We start from the raw sequence: 17,902 nt of genomic DNA on the forward strand, positions 1-17,902 counted from the left end.
GGTACAGCCAGCCGGATATATAAACGGCCATCGGTTTGCTGGCTCAGCAAATCGGCTTTCCGGACTTTATGAGTGGAGGGGGTACGTTCACCTGTGATGACGACCACCAACCCTACTCGCCGACGGATGGTACAGCTTGTCGCCGGGGCCGCAGCCGCCGGACTCGCCGGCTGTTCCAGCTCCGGCGGTCAACCGGGCGGCGGGACGGAGAGCGGTCACGAGGAGACGGAAACCGGGCACCACGAGGGGACGGAGAGCGAGCACGGCCACGAGGAGACGGAAACCGGGCACCACGAAGAGACGGAGGACGAGCACCACGAGGAGACAGAGAGCGGTCACGGGCACGAGGACGGCGGTCACGATGAAATAGGCGAACCGACCGACCACGCCGAGGTCAAGATGATAACGAAGGACGGCGAATACCACTTCGCGCCCCACGTCGCCCGCGTGAACGTCGGCGGAACCGTCACCTTCCACAACGAGAGCGGGAGCCACTCTGCGGCGGCGTATCACCCCGACAACGACAAGCCCCAGCTCGCTCCCGACGGGGCGGCATCCTGGGACAGCGGTCTGTTGACCGAGCAGGGGGCGACGTTCAAGCACACCTTCGAGACCGAGGGCGTCTACCACTACTACTGTGAACCCCACGAGAGCCTGGGGATGATCGGGAGTGTCATCGTCGGCGAACCCGACGCCCACGGCCAGCCCGCGCTGGAGGACCCGCCCGCGGAACTCGGCGAGACGCAACGAACCAAGATCAAAGAGCTCAACGAGCGCGTCAACGAGACGCTCGGCCACACCCACTGATTCGCCCGCCACGGAGTACCACGCAGCTCTCGTCATCGCCCCGTATCTGGTCGCAGGGTAGCATTTTACTCGTTATCAACGCTAGCCGATGCCCGACACCGAGTTCGGCTATATCACTCCAGCGCCCGTGTCGCTGTTCGCCGACGGGTTTAGCTGCCGGTGACAGGAGGCACTCCGCCCACGAGCACAACTCCACTGCCACGTTCGGCCGTTTTTGATGGGTTCCTGCCGACCCACGGTCACACCATCGTCGCCGACCCTGCGAGGGCGGCCCACTCCGTCGAGTCGCTGCTGGACCGATCCGGCAGACGGAGCTGGTCGAGACGGCCTCATTACCGGGGTCCTGGGGCCCCATCGCGGCCAAGCCTACCTGGACCTGGACGGTATCGCCCGGAACGGCGTCGTGCAGACGCTCGTCAGCTTCGGCTTGCGGCGTGTCCAGAGGCCGACGGGCCGGATGAACGTGGTCCGGGTCAGCTAGCCGGCGGCTGGCGTTTCAATCCAGCCGTCATTCGGGACAAAGACCAAGCCGACCGGAATCTTTGGAACCGAAAGCGTGGCGTTACATCGACGAGCCGGGCTGGTACTCGCCGAACACGTCCCGGAGCACGTCACACACTTCGCCGGTCGTGGCGTACACCTTCACGGCGTCGATGATGTAGGGCATGACGTTCTCGTCGCCCTCGGCGGCCCCCCGGAGCGCGTCGAGTTTCGCCGCGACGGCCTCCTCGTCGCGCTCCTCCCGGACGGTGGCGACGTTGTCCTGCTGGGCCTGCTCGACCGCTTCGTCGACCTCTTCGATGTCCTGTTCGCCCTCTTCCTCGACCTGGTACTCGTTGACGCCGACGATGACCCGCTCGCCCGCCTCCTGTTCGCGCTGGCGCTCGAAGGCGACGTCCTGAATCTGGCGCTGGACCCACTGCTCCTCGATGGAGCGGCGCATCCCGCCCCGGTCGTCGACCTCATCGATGAGGTCGCGGGCCTCGGCTTCGAGTTCGTCGGTCAGCGACTCGACGTAGTAGCTCCCCGCCAGCGGGTCGATGGTGTCGGCGGCCCCGGACTCGTGGGCGAGTATCTGCTGGGTTCGCAGCGCAGTCCGCACAGACTGCTCGGTCGGGAGGCCGATGGCCTCGTCCTTGCCGTTGGTGTGAAGGCTCTGGGTCCCACCGAGGACAGCCGCCAGTGCCTGGTAGGACACGCGAACGACGTTGTTCTCTATCTGCTGGGCGGTCAGCGTCGACCCGGCGGTCTGGGTGTGGAACTTCAGCTGCTTCGATTTGGGGTTTTCGGCGTCGAAGCGCTCGTCCATGATCTTCGCCCAGAGGCGCCGGGCCGCCCGGAACTTCGCCACCTCCTCGAAGATGTTGTTGTAGGAGGCAAAGAAGAAGGACAGCTGCGGGGCGAACTCGTCGACGCCAAGTCCGGCCTCGATGGCGGCCTCGACGTACTCGATGCCGTCGCCCAGCGTGAACGCGATCTCCTGGGCGGCTGTCGAACCGGCCTCGCGGATGTGATAGCCCGAGATGGAGATGGTGTTGAACTTCGGCGTCTCGGCGGCGCAGAACTCGAAGATGTCGGTGATGAGCCGCATCGACGGCTCCGGCGGGTAGATGAACGTGTTCCGGGCGATGTACTCCTTCAGGACGTCGTTCTGGATGGTCCCACGCAGTTCCTCGCGGTCGACGCCCTGCTTGTCGCCGACGGCGATGTACATCGCCAGCAGCACCGACGCTGGGGCGTTAATCGTCATGCTCGTCGAGACCTCGTCTAGCGGAATCCCGTCGAACACGGTCTCCATGTCGTCAAGCGAGTCGATGGCGACGCCGGTCTTGCCCACCTCGCCGGCGGCCATCGCGTGGTCGGAGTCGTAGCCCATCTGCGTCGGGAGGTCAAAGGCCATCGAGAGTCCGGTCTGGCCCTGGTCGAGCAGGTAGTTGAACCGCTCGTTGGTCTCCGTCGCGGTCCCCATGCCGGCGTACTGGCGCATCGTCCAGAGGCGACCCCGATAGCCGGTCGGGTACACGCCGCGGGTGTACGGTTCCTGGCCGGGGAACCCCAGGTCCGCCTCGTAGTCGAGGTCGGAGACGTCTGCGGGCGTGTACAGACGGTCTACCTCGTGGCCCTCGGTGTCCGTGGTGAACGTCTCCTTGCGTTCGCCAAAGCGGTCGACGGTGGGCTGGACGTCGGCTTCCTCCCATTGAGCCTTCGATTCCCGTATCTCCTCCAGCTCGTCGGGGTCAAACATGGGCGGACTGTCGGACGGCGGAAGCTTAAGGGTTCTTAAATCGTTCACGGTTTTTAATATCCACTCGCGACGATACGGCGGCGCGGCGTTCCGAGGCGGGTTTATATCGTCGTCATCTATCGGGGACGTATGCCAATCGAACCGGGTGACGGCGTCACCATCGAGTACGTCGGCCGCTTCGAGGACGGGGCCGTCTTCGATACGTCACGGCCCGACGTCGCCAGGGAGCACGGACTCATCGAGGCACAGGGCGTCGAGGAAAGCGAGTACGCACCGCTTTCCTTTACTGTCGGTGCCGGAGAGATAATCGAAGGGCTGGACGAGGCTATCGTCGGAATGGCCGCGGGTGAGGAGACTACTGTCACGGTGCCCCCGGCGAAGGCCTACGGGGAGTTCCAGGCCGACCGCGTCCGCGAGTACGACCCCGAGACGTTCGAGGGCATGGTCGGGAAAGAGCCGGAAGTCGGGCTCCACGTCGAGGCCGAAAACGGCCTCCACGGGGACGTGACCGGGGTCCGGGACGACGCTGTCGAGGTCGATTTCAACCACGAGCTGGCGGGCAAGACGCTCGTGTTCGACATCGAGGTCGTCGACGTCAGATAATCAGTCGCCCGTGTCGTACTTGTAGGTCGCCTCGTCGGGGTCGATGCCGAAGTCCTCGGGTCCCTCCTCTGGCTCGGGGTCCTCGGACCCGCCGGCACTGGCCTCCTTGAACCGACTTCTGAGGTGCCCGGGCACCTGGAAGCGGTCGACGGCCACCCGGAGCGGCACCGCGCCCGGCTGGATGTTCTCCTGTTTGGTCGCGAGTCGGTCCCGGAGCGAGTCGGGCAACTGCGCCGGTTCGAGGCGTTCGAAGCCGAACTGCGAGAGGTACTCAGAGGCGCTTGTCAGCGAGTAGACGGTGTCGAACCCCTCGTCGCCCGCGTACTCGACCAGCCGTTCGATGACGTGTGCGCCCACGCCCTGGTTGCGCCACTCCGGCAGCACGCCGATACTGGTCAGCTCACAGACGGGCTCGTCGCCCTTGTGAATGCGGATACGGCCGAAGCCCGCCTTCTCGTGGCTCTCTTCGTCGATAGCGAGGACGTAGTCCCGGGACCTGAAGGCCGTATCGTCCAGCCCCATCTCCTCGATACGGTCGAGCAACCAGACTTCCTCTCGGTTTTTCGCATCCCGGACGTACATGCCCGAAACTTAACTGCCGCAGTCAAAAGGGTTTGCGGCGTGACTGGCACGGGGGGTCACGTGGCAGATAGGCAATCACTAAGAGAGTCCAACATGATTGATTACGCATGATATCGCTCGAGATGGACATGGTCCAGTACGACTGTCCGTACATCGACACGACACGTGACTACGAGGTGTCGTTCCTGGCCAAGCAGTGGGATTTCCACCCCGTCGAGCGGGAACTGGAGACGCGGATTATGGTCAACGGCGCGGACCGCGAGGAGCTGGACCGCGGGCTGAACGCGCTCGAAGCACACGACCACATGGAGTCCTACCAGCTCCTCCGCCGGAAGGGCGACCTGGCGCTCATCCGCTCGCGCATCGACGAGACGAACGCGATGAGCGTCATCCGGGACCACAGCGGGTACATCACCGGGCCGTTCCGCATCCGGGACGGCTCGGAGATCTGGCACGTCGGCTTCGACACCGAGCGGGTCGCGGAGGGGACCCTGTCGGAACTGGAACGGGACAACGAGTACACGGTCCGGTCCCGCGAGTCGGTCGACCTGGAGGACTACTACGACCTGTTGCAGAACATCGACTCGGCGAAGCGGCTGGTCGACGGCTGTCGGGAACTCTCAGAAGTGGAACGGGACACGCTCGAGAAAGCCGTCGAGGGCGGGTACTTCGACACGCCCCGGGACGCGACCCTGTCGTCGCTCGCCGAGGAGTTCGACGTGTCGAAGATGGCCATCTCGAAGAACCTCCGGCGCAGTCAGCGGAAGATTCTCGACCGCGTTACGACGGCGATGAACGACGTGACCGAGTGAGTGCGGTTCGATCGCTACTCCGCCCCGCTGCCCTGCATCAGCTTCTGGATGTCCTCGTCGGCCGCCAGTTCCTCGGGGTCGCCGCTGGCGACGATGTCGCCGCGCTCGATGACGTAGAGGCGGTCGACGACGTCGGGCACGTGCGTGACGTTGGACTCCGCGATGAGCACTGCGATGTCGCGGTCGTTGATGGCCCGGATGTAGCGTTTGAGGTTCTCGACGACGACGGGGGCCAGCCCCTCGAGCGGTTCGTCGAGGATGAGCAGGTCCGGCTGGAGCGCCAGCGCCCGGCCGATGGCGACCATCTTCGCCTGGCCGCCGCTGAGGTTCTGGACCTTCGCACTCCGGCGGTCGTCGAGTTCGGTGAGCACGTCGTAGACGCTCTCGATGACCGCGTCCTCGTCGTCGATGCCGCGGGCTTTCCCGCTGGTCCATATCGGGAGCCGGAAGTTCTCGTCGACGGTCATCCCGGTGAACAGCTTCCGGTCCTCCGGCTGGTAGCCGATGCCCCGCTTGGGAATCAGCTCCGAGCGGATGCTCGTCAGCTCCTCGCCGCGGAACCGGACCGACCCGCTCCAGACCGGCGTCAGGCCCATGATGCCCCGGAAGGTGGTCGTCTTGCCCGCCCCGTTCCGGCCGACCAACCCGACTGCCTCCCCGGCGTTCACGTCGAGGTCGACGTCCTCGGTTACCTGGAACCCTTCGACGGCGGCGTTGAGGCCTCGAACCGACAGCAAGGCGTCGCTACTCATCCTCGCCCACCCCCAGGAGGAGCCGCCGGAGTTCGTCGTCCGTTTCGAGCATCGTCGGCGGGCCGACCCCGTGGACGGCCCCCTGATGCAGGGCCACGACGCGGTCGGCGTACTCCGTGACGATGTCCATGTCGTGTTCGATGGTGACCGTCGTGACGCCCTCGGCCCGGCCGACTTCGACGATCGTCTCGATGACGTACTCCTTCTCGCGGGTCGACACCCCCGAGGTCGGCTCGTCGAGCAACAGGTAGTCAGGGTCGAGGCCGAACGACATCGCCACGTCGAGCAGTTTCCGGTCGCCGTGGGGGAGTTCCTCGGCGACGGTGTCGGCCGCGTCTTCGAGCCGGAACTTCGCCAGCAGTTCCTCGACCTGGGACTCGACGTCCTCGTGGCCGTCGGCCATCGAGAACAGGCTCCAGGTCTTGCCCTGTTCGGTCAGCACGACCGTCCGGAGGTTCTCCCGGACGGTCATCTCCTCGAACACCTTGACGACCTGGAAGCTCCGGGCGATGCCGGCGTCGACGCGCCCGTTCGCCGACATGCCGGTGATGTCGTCGCCGTCCAGCACGATGGAGCCCTCGTCCGGCGAGAGAAAGCCGGTCAGGAGGTTGATGAACGTCGTCTTCCCGGCCCCGTTCGGGCCGACGATGAAGACGAGTTCGCCCTCCTCCTTGCCGAACTCGAGCGTGATGTCGTCAGTTGCGACCAGTTCACCGAAGGACTTCCGCAGGTTGCGTGCTTCGAGCATATCAGTCGACTCCGAAGAGGATTATCCGCAGGCTGGTCAGCGACTCGGCAACCTTCCGTTCTATCGATTGCACGGCGGTCCGGCCCCACGCCGACAGGACCGACGGCTCTCGGCGCAGTTCACCGAGCCGCCTGTTGACGATGCCGCCGGACCGGAGCGACCCGACGATACCCCGCGGGAAGCCATACACCAGTATCAGGAGCACCACGCCGGTCAGGAACTCGTAGTACTGGGTCACGTCCTGGCCCACGTCCTGCAGGAACACGAGGACGACACCGCCGATGAGCGGGCCGACCAGCGTCCGGAACCCGCCCAGTATCGCCATGAACAGGATGTCCCCCGACCGGAGGAAAAACAGCGTCCCCTCGGGGCGGACGTACTGGCGGACGACGGCGTACAGGCCGCCCGCGACGCCGCCGTAGATGCCCGAGACGACGAACGCGACCCAGACGTAGCGGCGGACCGGCAGGCCGATGAACCGCGCCCGGGTCCGTTCCTGCCCGATGGCATCAAGCGCGTTGCGGAACGGCGACTGCGTGATGCGGTACATCACGAACAGGCCGATGAGGATGACGACCACCGTCAGGTAGTAGGTGAGCACCTGGTACACGTCGGGGCTGAACGAGGCCCCGAACAGGAGCGGCTGATTGGCCGGCCCCGGCCTGACGGGGAGCCCGTCGCTCCCCCCGAGCGCGCTCTGCCCGAGCGCGACGGCGTACAGGAGCTGGCCGAAGGCCAGCGTCAGAAGGGCGAAGTAAAGCCCCGTGTGTCGCAGTGACAGCACCCCGATGACGGCCGCCATCACCGTCGCGGCGGCGATGGCCCCGAGCAACAGCAGGCCGACGCTCTGGACGCCGGCGTACCGAGCGAGGACTGCGGTCGCGTACGCGCCGGTGCCGAAGAACGCCGCGTGGCCGAAGGAGGTGAGCTTCGTGTGGCGAAGCAGGAGGTTCAGTCCGACTGCCGCGAAGCCGAACAACAGGCCCTGGTGGATGACGCTGAGCTGGAGGCTGTCGGAGAGGCTCGTGAGGTCCGGGATGATGAACAGGAACACGACACCGAGGGCGAGGAAGGCCGCCTCCCGACGGGTCAGTTCGACCCCGAGGAAGCGATACGCCGGCGTTCCGTCGCGGTCGATTCGCTCCGGCATCACGCGGTCTCACCCCACGTCCCGAACAGCCCCTCTGGCTTGACCAGCAGGATGAGCGCCATGATGGCAAACGGGGCCGCAATCTCGCCCGGCGGGTACAGCGTGATCATCCAGCTCCGGATGACACCGACAAGGAGCGCCCCGACGAAGGCCCCACGGAGGCTGCCGAGGCCGCCGATGACGATGACGACGAACGAAAGCACCAGCGGATTGGTGCCCATCTCCAGAGTCGCGGACGTCGGCGGCACCGCCATCGCCCCGGCGAACCCGGCGAGGAAGGCTCCGAGTGCGAACACGAGCGTGAATACGCGGTCGGTACTGACGCCGATGGCGGTCGCCATCTCGCGGTCGATGGCCGTCGCTCTGATGATGCGCCCGGTCTTCGTGCGCTCGAAGAACCAGAACAGGCCCGCGACGACGGCCGAGCCGACGAGGATGACGAACACGTTGTAGGTCGGGTAGTTCAGCCCGACGAGTTCGCTCGTCGGGATCGTGTTGATGGCGCTGTAGACGGCGTCGGTCCTGAGCGAGCTGTCCCCCCAGATGAACTTCTTGACGTCCAGCAGTATGAGCAGGAGGGCGAAGGTCAACACCAGCTGGTACACCTGGTCGCGGTCGTAGATCTGGCGCAGGAACACCGCTTCGAAGAGGGTCCCGACGGGGAGGAGGATAGCCGCCGTCACCAGGACGGCTGCGAGGACCGCGAGGACGAACACGGCGGTCCCGGCGACACCGCCCCCCGGCGGGCCGACGACGCCGATGATAAACCCGAACACGCCGATGGCGGTGTACGCGCCCACCGAGAACAGCTCCCCGTGGGCCAGATTCAACACGTCCAGGATGCCCAGGATGACGGTCAGTCCCGAGGCGATCATAAACAGGATGAACCCGAACTGGATGCCGTTGAGCGTCTGGACGAGCGCGGCTGTGGGTGTCACGGCCATGGCTCGGTGTCAGGCGCTCCAGCTGTCCAGCCAGTCGCTGCCGGTGACGCCCGGCGGCGGCGCCGTCTCGGTGGCGGCGTAGGTGTTGACGTCCTCGAGTCTGGCCGCGCCGAGGTCGTCGTCGTACACCATCTGCCCGGCGAAGGAGTTCGACGCGCCCTGGTGGTCCTCGGCGATGTTGTGGTAGCCGGCCGGCGTGAAGAAGCCGTGTCCTTCCAGGACCTGCGATATCTGCTCCTGGCTGGGGTAGGTGCCCAGCAGGTCGATGGCCTTCTCGACGGCCGTCGCCCAGGCGGTGACCGCGCCGTACCCGCTCATGTAGTGTGCCGTCGGAACGGTCACGCCGTCCTGCTGGGTCGCGGCGTCGAACAGTTCGCGCCCGGGCTGCCAGTTACCGAGCGCCGGCTTCCCCCAGTAGTAGTTGCGCGACCCGGAGTAGATGTCCGTCCCGGCCAGCGCGTCGCCCGGCACGTCGCCGGCCGCGCTGTACAGCGTCGTGCCGAACACCGTCGTGTTCTCGAACATGTTGTTGGCGTTTGCCTGTCTGACGAACGTCGTCACGTCGCCGCCCCACAGACTGGAGAAGGTCACGTCCGGCTCCTCGTTGTTGATGGAGGTGATGTGGTTCGACATGTCGCTGGCCCCCAGTTCCGGGAACCCCTCGTAGACGATTTCGGCGTCGGTGAGCTTCTGGATGGCCTGCCTGAACACCCGCATCTCGTCCTCGCCGAAGGAGTAGCCGGGGTTGACCCCGGCGACGGTCGAGATGTTGTCGGCGCCGATGCGCTGGACGGCCTCCCGGGCCATCGTCACCACCTCCATGATGTCGTAGTTCTGGAAGCGGAAGGAGTAGGTCGGGTCGGTGACGGTCTCCTCGTACAGCGTCGTCACCGTCCCGTCGGTGCCGACGTTGATGACCTCGTTTTTCTCGACCTCGGGGGCGATCTGACTGTGGGTGCCGCTGGAAATAGGGCCGAAAGTGACCTCCTTCCCCTCCTCGATGAACTGGTTGTAGCTGTCGAGCGGGTTCGACCCCTCGTTGACGACGTCCAGTTCGATCTCGCGCTGTCCGCCGATACCGCCCGCCTCGTTGATGCGCTGGACTGCGAGTTCGGCGCCGCGCTGGGCCTGGATACCGAGCACGCCCGGTGCGCCACGGGTGAACGTCAACAGTCCGGCCTGTATCGGTTCGTCGGAGATGCCGCCGCCGGACTGCCCGCCCTGGTCCGCTGTGTCGCCGTCGCTCAGCAACGTCGAGCAGCCGGCGAGCGCAGCGGCGACGGCCGAGCCGCCGACCGCGGAGAGCAGTTGTCGCCTGCCGATACCTTCGCTGTCATGGTCCGTTGTCGTTCGTTCCATAGGTGTGTCCCAATACGCCCCGGACGAGTCCGGGCTATCTGGTCACGCAGTGTGTGCCACGCTCACAGGGATGACTGATTCTTTCGACGTAACCCCCGAATAACGGGAGGTTTACACGTAAACCACGGGCCGCTGTGGCTCAGGCCAAAGTGACTTGCTGTACTCGCCACAGCAACAGACCGGGTATACATGTCAACCCACCCCTATTCGGACGTGTCTGAAGAACGTGTGACTGAATGGCATCCAGCACCTCTCACGAACGGCTCGAAGTCGAGCCCATCGACGACTCCTCGATTCTGTTCGTCGACGACGACCACTTCACCGGCGACACCGTCTGTCTGGTGACCGGTGGCGGCTCGGGTATCGGACGGGCGACGGCGCTGGCGATGGCGGCCAACGGGGTGACCGCCGTCGCGACGGATATCGACGAGGACGGACTCGACGAGGTCGCGGCGACAGCAGAGGACCTCGACCTCGATGGGGCCGTCGAGACAGTGACCGGCGACCTCGCGAGCGACGCGGACATCGAAACCATCGTCGAGACGGCCGCGTCCCACGGCACCGTTCGGTATCTCGCGAACATCGCCGGCCTCCAGCACATCGACGCCATCGAGGACTTCCCGATGGAGAAGTACGACCAGATGCACGACGTAATGCTTCGCGCCCCGCTCGCGCTCGCAAAGCGCGTCATCCCTCACATCCGCGGGACCGACGACGGCGTGGGTGCCATCGGGAACATGGCGTCGGTCCACGGCCACTACGTCACCTCCGATAAGGTGGCCTACAACGTCTCGAAGTTCGGCCTGCGGGGGCTGACACAGTCTATCGCCGCCGAGGGCGGCGACGGCCTTCGGGGCTTTTCCATCAGCACGGGCTACGTCAAGACGCCGCTGGTCGTCGACCAGATCCCCGACACCGCCGAGCAACGGGGAATCAGCGTCGACGAGGTCATCGACGACGTGATGCTGGGCCAAGCGCGGGTCAAGGAGATGATGGACCCCATCGACGTGGCGAACCTCTTCGTGTTCGGCTTCTCGACCCACGCCGACCATCTCAACGGCGGGGACCTGCTGTTCGACGGCGGAATGACAAAGACCTACGAGTGAGACGTCTGTGTGTGAACGTGAGTTGTAGCTTCGATTCAGACAGGTGATACAGGGGCGTACTCGCCCGACTGACAGATGGGTGTATCACGTACCGGTCGGCGGTACCAGTTTATACCAGACTGACAAACACTACAGGACACTGACGCTATGAGCGACCAACCCAACGTAGACACCATCGTCCACGAACCGAGCCATTCGTTCGTCGAATCGACGAACGTCTGGGAGTTCATGCAGGCGTACGACATCGACAACTACGAGGAACTCATCGAGCGAACGACCACGGACCTGCCGGACGAACCCGACTCGGGCGTCGAGTGGTTCTGGGACGTACTCCCGGAGTACCTCGACATCGAGTTCTTCGAGCCGTACGACACCGTCAGAGATGACAGCGGGCCGGGAAGCGACACGGACAGCGAGAGCGACGAGGCCGCGGGCCGCGGCGGCCCGCAGTTCACCGACTGGTACGCCGGCGGGACCATCAACGCCGCCCACAACGTGCTGGACCGCCACGCGGCGCGGGACAGCCCCACGCGAAACACGGTCGCGCTCATCTGGGAGGGCGAACCCGGCGACGTCCGGGAGATCACGTACCACGAACTGAACCGGCAGGCAAGCAAGGTGGCGAACTACCTGGAATCCGTCGGCGTCGGCACCGGCGACACCGTCGGCCTGTACATGCCGATGGTCCCCGAGGTGGCGTCGATACTGTACGGCTGTCTCAAAGTCGGCGCCATCGCCGTCCCCATCTTCTCCGGGTTCGGTGTCGACGCGACGGCCACCCGCATCGCGGACGCGGAGTGTTCCGTGCTGTTCACTGGGGACGGCTTCTACCGCCGGGGGTCGGGGATCCACCTCAAGGGGAGCGCCGACGAGGCCATCGAGCAGGCAGGCGAGGAACTCGGGACGACCCCGGTCGAACACACTGTGGTCTACGACCGCCTCGGCGTCGCCGACGACCCCGACGAGACGATTCGCTGGACCCGCCGCGACGAGTGGTGGGACGAGGCGATAGCGACCGCTGACGACGAGTACGCGGCCAAGGAACTCCCGAGCAACCAGGAGTCGATGCTGCTGTACTCCTCCGGGACGACCGGGAAACCGAAGGGTATCGTCCACACCCACGCCGGGGCGCTCATGCAGGCGGCCAAGGAGATCTACTTCGGCTTCGACCACAAGCCGAGCGACCGCTTCTTCTGGGTGAGCGACATCGGCTGGATGATGGGGCCCTGGACGCTGCTCGGGAACCACGCCTTCGGCGGAACGGTCTTCATGTACGAGGGCGCACCGGACCATCCCGAACCGGACCGCTTCTGGGAGATGATCGACCGCCACGACATCACCACCTTCGGCGTCTCGCCGACCGCGGTTCGGGCGCTCCGCAAGAAGGGCGACGAGTGGCTGGACGGCCACGACCTCTCCAGCCTGCGGCTGCTGGGGTCGACGGGCGAGCCATGGGACCCCGAGAGCTGGCTGTGGTTCTACGAGCACGTCGGGGACGAGAACTGCCCGATCATCAACATCTCCGGCGGGACCGAGATCATGGGCTGTTTCCTCATGCCGATGCCGATACAGTCGCTCAAGCCCTGCACGCTCGGCGGCCCGGGGCTGGGGATGGACATCGACATCGTCGATTCTGCCGGCGAATCCATCGCCGACACCCACGAGCGGGGCTATCTGGTCGCCCGGGACTCCTGTCCGTCGATGACCCGGTCGCTGTGGAGCGGCGACGAACGGTACCTCGAGGAGTACTGGTCGACCTGGGACGACGTCTGGGACCACGGCGACTGGGCCCAGAAGGACGAGGATGGCCTCTGGTTCCTGCATGGCCGTGCCGACGACGTGCTCAACGTCGCCGGGCGGAAGGTCGGGCCGGCGGAGGTCGAGGGCGCCGCCATGGAACACGCGGCGGTCAACCAGGCCGCCGCCGTCGGTGCGCCGGACGACACCACCGGCACCGCCGTGGTCCTCTACACCGTGCTGGAACCCGGCTACGACCCCTCTGACGACCTCCGGGACGACATCCGCGCCGCCGTCGGCGAGGAGCTCGGCAAGCCGTTCCGGCCCCGCGAAGTGCTGTTCGTCGACGAGTTCCCCAAGACCCAGAGCGGGAAGATCATCCGCCGTGCAATCGCCGGCGTCTACCGCGGCGAGGACCTGGGCGACATGTCCAGCATCGAGAACCCCGAGGCGCTCGAGGAGGTCCGCGAGGCGTCGTAGTCACCCCCTGACGGGGTCCTCTGGCTTTTCCAGCCGTAGCAATCCGGGCAGTGCGAGCACTGCGAGCACTATCTCCGTCCCGCCGGCGACGAGGAACGCGACCGGATAGCCGAAGGCTCCCGCGACGGTGCCGCCGACGAGGATGCCGGCGAGGAAGCCGACGCTGCCGAAGACGTTGAACCCGGCCATGGCGGTTCCGCGTCCGTTCTCGCCGGCGAGGTCCGAGACGAGCGCCATCGTCGCCGGGGCCATCAGCGCGCCGATGACGCCGGTCAGCACCATCCCGGCACCGGCGATGGCGACCGACGGGGCCCGCCCGACGCCGATGACCGTGAGGCCGTACAGTACCGACCCGGCGACGATTGGCACGGTTCGGCCGATGCGGTCCGAGAGCACGCCGAAGGGGTACTGCAGCAGGGCGAAGGGAGCGAAAAACAGCGCCAGCATGACGCCGGTCTCGCCGGGGCTCAGCTCGAAGGTCTCCCTGAAATACAGGGTTCCGACGAGCGAGAAAAACCCGGCGGTGAGCCGGTCGATGAACCCGAAGGCGTACGGGACGCCGAGCGTGGGCCGCCGTCTGAGGCCGGCCGCGGTCGCTGCCAGGCCCGACCGCTCGTCCGACGGTGCCCGGTCCGTCACCAGAAGGGCGGCCGCCGCGACGACGAGCGACAACGTACTCGCCGCGTACAGCGGGAGCGTCGTCCCGATCTCGTACAGTTGGCCGCCGAGTGGCGCGCCAAGGGCCGTGCCGCTGCCGATTGCGATGCCTGCCGCGCCCATGTTCTTGCCGTGGCCGCCGCCGAGGTCCATCAGCATCGTCATCGCCAGCGAGAACGCGGCGATGGTGGCGCTACCCTGAAGCGCCCGCAGGACCAGCACGCCGAGAAACGGGAGCGAGGTAGCGCCGGGGAGCCACGCGATGAGGGCGTACAGCACTGCGCCCGCGCCCGCCCCGCCGGCGATGAACGGCGTGCGCCGCCCGGTTGCGTCGCTGAGCACCCCCCACAACCCGGCGAAGACGACGAACGCTCCGAACTCGGCGGCGAGGAACCACATGCTCGCGTTCAGGTCCGTCGTCGCTCCCAGCGCCCGGACGAGCCTGTCGACGCCCGGGTACAGCAGGACCTGCGCGAGCAAGACGGCGAAGATAACGCCGGCGAGAACACCCCGGTCTGTGCGGTCCGTCACAGACAACGGATACAGCGAGCCGAGAAAAATAGATGTCGGAGCCGAATATGCGGTCCGGCTCCCTGAGGACGACAACCATCGGCCACAGGACGTAGCGGCCGTCCGCCCGACCCGCCTTACTCGGCGCTGTGCGGGGGCACGAAGCCGCAGTTCGAACAGCCGTTGTGCTTCGTCGTCTGGTAACTCAGTTCCGCCCCGCAGTTCGGACAGTTGTACTGGTCTGAACTCATTCACCTATTTATAGCGTTCGACAGTACCTAAACCTTTTCTCGACAATCGTCTATAATATTTTCCAGTCGGAATTCCGGCCACAGGGTGACGTACTGCCCTCGCACAGTCTATGGCTGAATAGCTCCACAGTCTAGAATGGGATACCAAGGGGTGAAAACAGGTGCCGGTCGACGCGTCTGGCCGTGCGAATAGAGTACTGCCAGAGACGCGCTCTGTGAGTTCGACCGCACAGAACCCGTTATTACTGCGGGCGCAGTTCACATCGACTCCTGTCGAAGTGTTACAGTAGTTACACTCGGCATCGACAGGAGGCTCTGACCTCCAGTAGCCGGTTACCTGGATGGCCGCTCAGCGAGTGCTCATACAGCAAAGCGACAGGAGACCAGTGTCCCGTGCGCTTACATGTAGCCGAGGTCGCGCAGGCGCTCCATCAGGTCCTCTTTGTCCTGGGCGCGGCCGGCGCGCTCGGTCGTGTTCTCCATGTCCTGCAGCCAGGCGGGCTCCTCGGCGGACTTGTCCGTGCTGACCTCGCTCCCGAGCGAGCGGAACCCGGCGAAGTACTTCGGCGAGACCGGCACGTCCTCCTTCTCGATGCCCTCGGGAAGGTCGTCCTGGCCCTGCGGGACGTAGCCGTCGTCCGGGTAGCCCTCGACCGTGTCCGGGACGACGAAGTTCCAGAAGGCCTCCCACACGTCGGCTTCCGCGAACTGGAGAATCGACTGGATGCGGTCGTGCGGTGGGTAGATGTCCGGGTCGTGACGCGGTGAGAAGAACGTCTCGTCGGCGCGGGACTCCTGCTCGTCCCAGCGGATGCCCGACAGGATGCCGTCGACGTCGTGTTCCTCGATGGTGTCGTTGAGCGCCACCGTCTTCAGGAGGTGGTTGCCGACGTAGGTGTCAAGCAGGAACGGGAAGGTTTCCTCCTCGTATTCGAGGATGTTCCGGATGTGGTGCTGGTTGTGCTCGGAGAGTTCGTCGACGGGGATGTCGTCACCCGGCTCGAGGCCGTGCTCGTCGACGTAGTTCCCGACGTCCTCGTTGCGGGCCCAGATGACGTCGAGGTCCCACTCCTCGGCCCAGTGCTCGACGAAGTCGATGAGCTCGTCGAAGTGCTGGTAGTGGTCGATGAAGACGACCGGGGGCACTTCGAGGTCGAAGCGCTCGGCGACTTCCTTGACGAAGTACAGCGTCAGCGTCGAGTCCTTGCCGCCGGTCCACATCACGACAGGGTTCTCGTACTCCTCGAGGCCGGTCTTCGTGACCTCGATGGCCTTCTCGATCTTGTGGTTGACAGTCGGGTACTCCGCGGGGTCCTCGCCTTCCCCGTCAGTGTAATCAACGTCCAGATAGTCCGGGAACTCTGCTGATTCGGACATAGTGTAATGAGATATAATTACGAGTGTGAAGTACTTTTTGGATGTTCGACAGGTGTGTGAGCCGGTGGCAAATGGACTGCCGTCGGTTCGCTGCCCGGTCACTCGGGTTTTTTGTCGCCGGCGCGAAAGGCGTGGTATGGACGACCGCCCAGGCCTCCCAGCCCGTCTCTTCCACCGCTGGCTGTTGCGCTATGTCCCCGTGGCCGCGCTGATACTGTTTGCCAGTGTCCTGGTCGGGTACGGGTTCGCCAGCCAGATACCCGCCGAATGGCTCCAGAACCCGGGGACGACCGGTGAAAACCCCTTCATGCCGGCTGAGCTTACGACCCTCTCACTGACGATCAACAACCTCGGCGCGTTGCTCGTGATGGCACTCGGCGCTGTCTCGCTCGGTGCGATGACGGTGCTCTCTCTGGTCCTTAACGGCCTGCTCATCGGGGTCGTCGTCGGTATCGCACTCAAACAGGTCTCGCCCGTCGTCGTCGCCGCGCTCATCGTCCCCCACGGGCTTATCGAAGTCCCCGCGTTGCTCATCGTCGCCGCCGTCGGGCTCCGGTTCGGGTGGCAAACGATTCAGTACATCCGCGGCCGCACGGACGGGCTGGTGACGGGACAGGACCTCAGAGAAGCCGGGTGGCTGCTCGTTACGGCCGCCGTGCTCATCGTCATTGCGGCCTACATCGAAGCGAACCTCACCCTCGAAATCGCCTCGCGGTACACCGACACCAACCTCTCTGGCGTCGCCGCGGACCAGGCGGCGATTGTGTCGCCATAGCGACCGGCCGCCGCGTCATCCCGGTCTCACTTCTTCGCTCCGTCTCGGTCAAGGGACGACATCGGTCCGACGTCCGCCACGTTCTGGATGTCGGCGAGCGACAGGGACCCCCGGCCGTTCGAGCGGCCCCCAGTCGCGACGCCGCTGGTCAGAATACTCTGAACGGCCTCCTCGACGGTCATGTCGACGTCGTAGAGGTTCGATTCGGGGATGTAGGTGAGAAAGCCACCGGTGACGGGATTCGGTGCCAGCGGGAGGAACATCGCGACCATGTCGTCGTGGTCGACGCCCGATTCGACCGTCTGGAGCGACCTGTTGGTCTGAAAACCCAGGACGTACACCTCGTCGCCGAAGCACTCGACCAGTTTCACGTCCTGAAAGTTCTCGTCGCCGTCACCGACCATCACGTCGCTCATCCGGCGGACGCTCTGATACACCGTCCCAACCGCTGGGATTCGGGCGACCACGAAGTCGAAGAGGTCGACGAACGCCTCCCCGTAGCGGTGGCTCCCGACGCTCCCGACGAGCAACACGACGGCCAGCAACACCAGAACGGCGATGAGTTCGGTGAGGAAGTAGACGATGTGTGAGTACACGCCCAGTTCGATCAGCAGGGCGACGAGGTAGACGCTCTCGATGGCTTCGATGACGCCCAGCCAGCGCAACACCGCAATCACCGGGCCGAGCGCCTCGACCACGAAATCCAGGACCACGGAGAGCACGTAGATGGTGACGACGGCGGGCACAGTGATCGCCACGCCAGTGAGGATCGTCTCGCGGACGTGGGCATACACCCGACTGTCTGTGTCGCTCGCTGGCCCTGCGGTCTCTGTGCCTCCATCGTCACGACTCATGTCTCTACCGACACGGGTGGCACGTATTAGCTGGATTGAGGCGCTAAGCCCCCTTCCTCAAGGAGCAACGCAACGAGCGAAGCGAGTGAGTAGCGCAGTAGGGAGGGGATACAGCTCCGCACAGTTTTCAAACACGTTCGACGCCCAGTCCAC

16 protein-coding genes are annotated in these 17,902 nt (G+C 65.3%); 6 read left to right on the top strand and 10 right to left on the bottom strand.

Annotated elements, in window-relative coordinates; all coding sequences use genetic code 11:
- Positions 1-96: 96 nt before the first annotated feature.
- Positions 97-807 carry a plastocyanin/azurin family copper-binding protein gene (locus tag KZ498_RS09685; RefSeq protein WP_312618483.1) on the top strand — a complete coding sequence of 237 codons (711 nt, stop codon included), beginning with the start codon at positions 97-99 and terminating at the stop codon, positions 805-807.
- A 562-nt stretch (positions 808-1,369) separates the two neighbouring features.
- Here KZ498_RS09685 and KZ498_RS09690 read toward each other — a convergent pair.
- Positions 1,370-3,052: a methylmalonyl-CoA mutase family protein gene (locus KZ498_RS09690; RefSeq protein ID WP_312618484.1), complete on the bottom strand. Its 1,683-nt coding sequence runs from the start codon at positions 3,050-3,052 to the stop codon at positions 1,370-1,372.
- 129 nt (positions 3,053-3,181) lie between these two features.
- Here KZ498_RS09690 and KZ498_RS09695 point away from each other — a divergent pair, with 129 nt between their 5' ends.
- Positions 3,182-3,655, top strand: a complete 474-nt coding sequence (locus KZ498_RS09695; RefSeq protein ID WP_312618485.1) for a peptidylprolyl isomerase — start codon at positions 3,182-3,184, stop codon at positions 3,653-3,655.
- On the opposite strand, the gene KZ498_RS09700 is transcribed toward KZ498_RS09695, so the two are convergent.
- A complete protein-coding gene (locus tag KZ498_RS09700) occupies positions 3,656-4,237 on the bottom strand; it encodes a GNAT family N-acetyltransferase (protein WP_312618486.1) in 582 nt (193 codons plus the stop codon).
- A gap of 107 nt (positions 4,238-4,344) precedes the next feature.
- Here KZ498_RS09700 and KZ498_RS09705 point away from each other — a divergent pair, with 107 nt between their 5' ends.
- A complete protein-coding gene (locus KZ498_RS09705) occupies positions 4,345-5,049 on the top strand; it encodes a helix-turn-helix domain-containing protein (protein WP_312618487.1) in 705 nt (234 codons plus the stop codon).
- Positions 5,050-5,063: 14 nt separating this feature from the next.
- Here KZ498_RS09705 and KZ498_RS09710 read toward each other — a convergent pair whose 3' ends face one another.
- The 5 genes from KZ498_RS09710 to KZ498_RS09730 are packed head-to-tail and all read right to left on the bottom strand — an operon-like array spanning position 5,064 to position 10,002.
- Positions 5,064-5,801, bottom strand: coding sequence for an ABC transporter ATP-binding protein (locus KZ498_RS09710; protein ID WP_312618488.1), 738 nt, complete (start codon positions 5,799-5,801; stop codon positions 5,064-5,066).
- A complete protein-coding gene (locus tag KZ498_RS09715) occupies positions 5,794-6,549 on the bottom strand; it encodes an ABC transporter ATP-binding protein (RefSeq protein ID WP_312618489.1) in 756 nt (251 codons plus the stop codon). The genes KZ498_RS09710 and KZ498_RS09715 overlap by 8 nt, the downstream gene beginning before the upstream one ends.
- A gap of 1 nt (position 6,550) precedes the next feature.
- Positions 6,551-7,699: a branched-chain amino acid ABC transporter permease gene (locus tag KZ498_RS09720; RefSeq protein WP_312618490.1), complete on the bottom strand. Its 1,149-nt coding sequence runs from the start codon at positions 7,697-7,699 to the stop codon at positions 6,551-6,553.
- Positions 7,699-8,643, bottom strand: coding sequence for a branched-chain amino acid ABC transporter permease (locus KZ498_RS09725; protein ID WP_312618491.1), 945 nt, complete (start codon positions 8,641-8,643; stop codon positions 7,699-7,701). Before KZ498_RS09725 ends, KZ498_RS09720 begins: the two co-directional genes overlap by 1 nt.
- Before the next feature lie 9 nt (positions 8,644-8,652).
- Positions 8,653-10,002, bottom strand: a complete 1,350-nt coding sequence (locus KZ498_RS09730) for an ABC transporter substrate-binding protein (protein WP_312618492.1) — start codon at positions 10,000-10,002, stop codon at positions 8,653-8,655.
- A gap of 236 nt (positions 10,003-10,238) precedes the next feature.
- On the opposite strand from KZ498_RS09730, the gene KZ498_RS09735 reads away from it, so the two are divergent.
- Positions 10,239-11,108, top strand: a complete 870-nt coding sequence (locus tag KZ498_RS09735; protein ID WP_312618493.1) for an SDR family oxidoreductase — start codon at positions 10,239-10,241, stop codon at positions 11,106-11,108.
- 147 nt (positions 11,109-11,255) lie between these two features.
- Entirely contained in the window at positions 11,256-13,325 is a 2,070-nt protein-coding gene (locus KZ498_RS09740; protein WP_312618494.1) for an AMP-binding protein, read from the top strand.
- Here the strand turns inward: KZ498_RS09740 and KZ498_RS09745 are convergent, their stop codons facing one another.
- Complete coding sequence (locus tag KZ498_RS09745) at positions 13,326-14,513, bottom strand: MFS transporter (RefSeq protein WP_312618495.1); 1,188 nt, start codon at positions 14,511-14,513, stop codon at positions 13,326-13,328.
- Between the two features lie 629 nt (positions 14,514-15,142).
- Positions 15,143-16,120, bottom strand: a complete 978-nt coding sequence (locus KZ498_RS09750) for a phosphoadenosine phosphosulfate reductase family protein (RefSeq protein WP_312618496.1) — start codon at positions 16,118-16,120, stop codon at positions 15,143-15,145.
- A gap of 136 nt (positions 16,121-16,256) precedes the next feature.
- Here KZ498_RS09750 and KZ498_RS09755 point away from each other — a divergent pair, with 136 nt between their 5' ends.
- Entirely contained in the window at positions 16,257-16,895 is a 639-nt protein-coding gene (locus KZ498_RS09755) for a stage II sporulation protein M (protein WP_312618497.1), read from the top strand.
- Positions 16,896-16,921: 26 nt separating this feature from the next.
- On the opposite strand, the gene KZ498_RS09760 is transcribed toward KZ498_RS09755, so the two are convergent.
- Entirely contained in the window at positions 16,922-17,749 is an 828-nt protein-coding gene (locus tag KZ498_RS09760; protein WP_312618498.1) for a DUF502 domain-containing protein, read from the bottom strand.
- Between the last annotated feature and the right edge of the window lie 153 nt (positions 17,750-17,902).

It is taken from the genome of Haloarcula sp. 1CSR25-25, assembly GCF_032027985.1.
In the GTDB taxonomy this organism is placed as follows: domain Archaea; phylum Halobacteriota; class Halobacteria; order Halobacteriales; family Haloarculaceae; genus Haloarcula.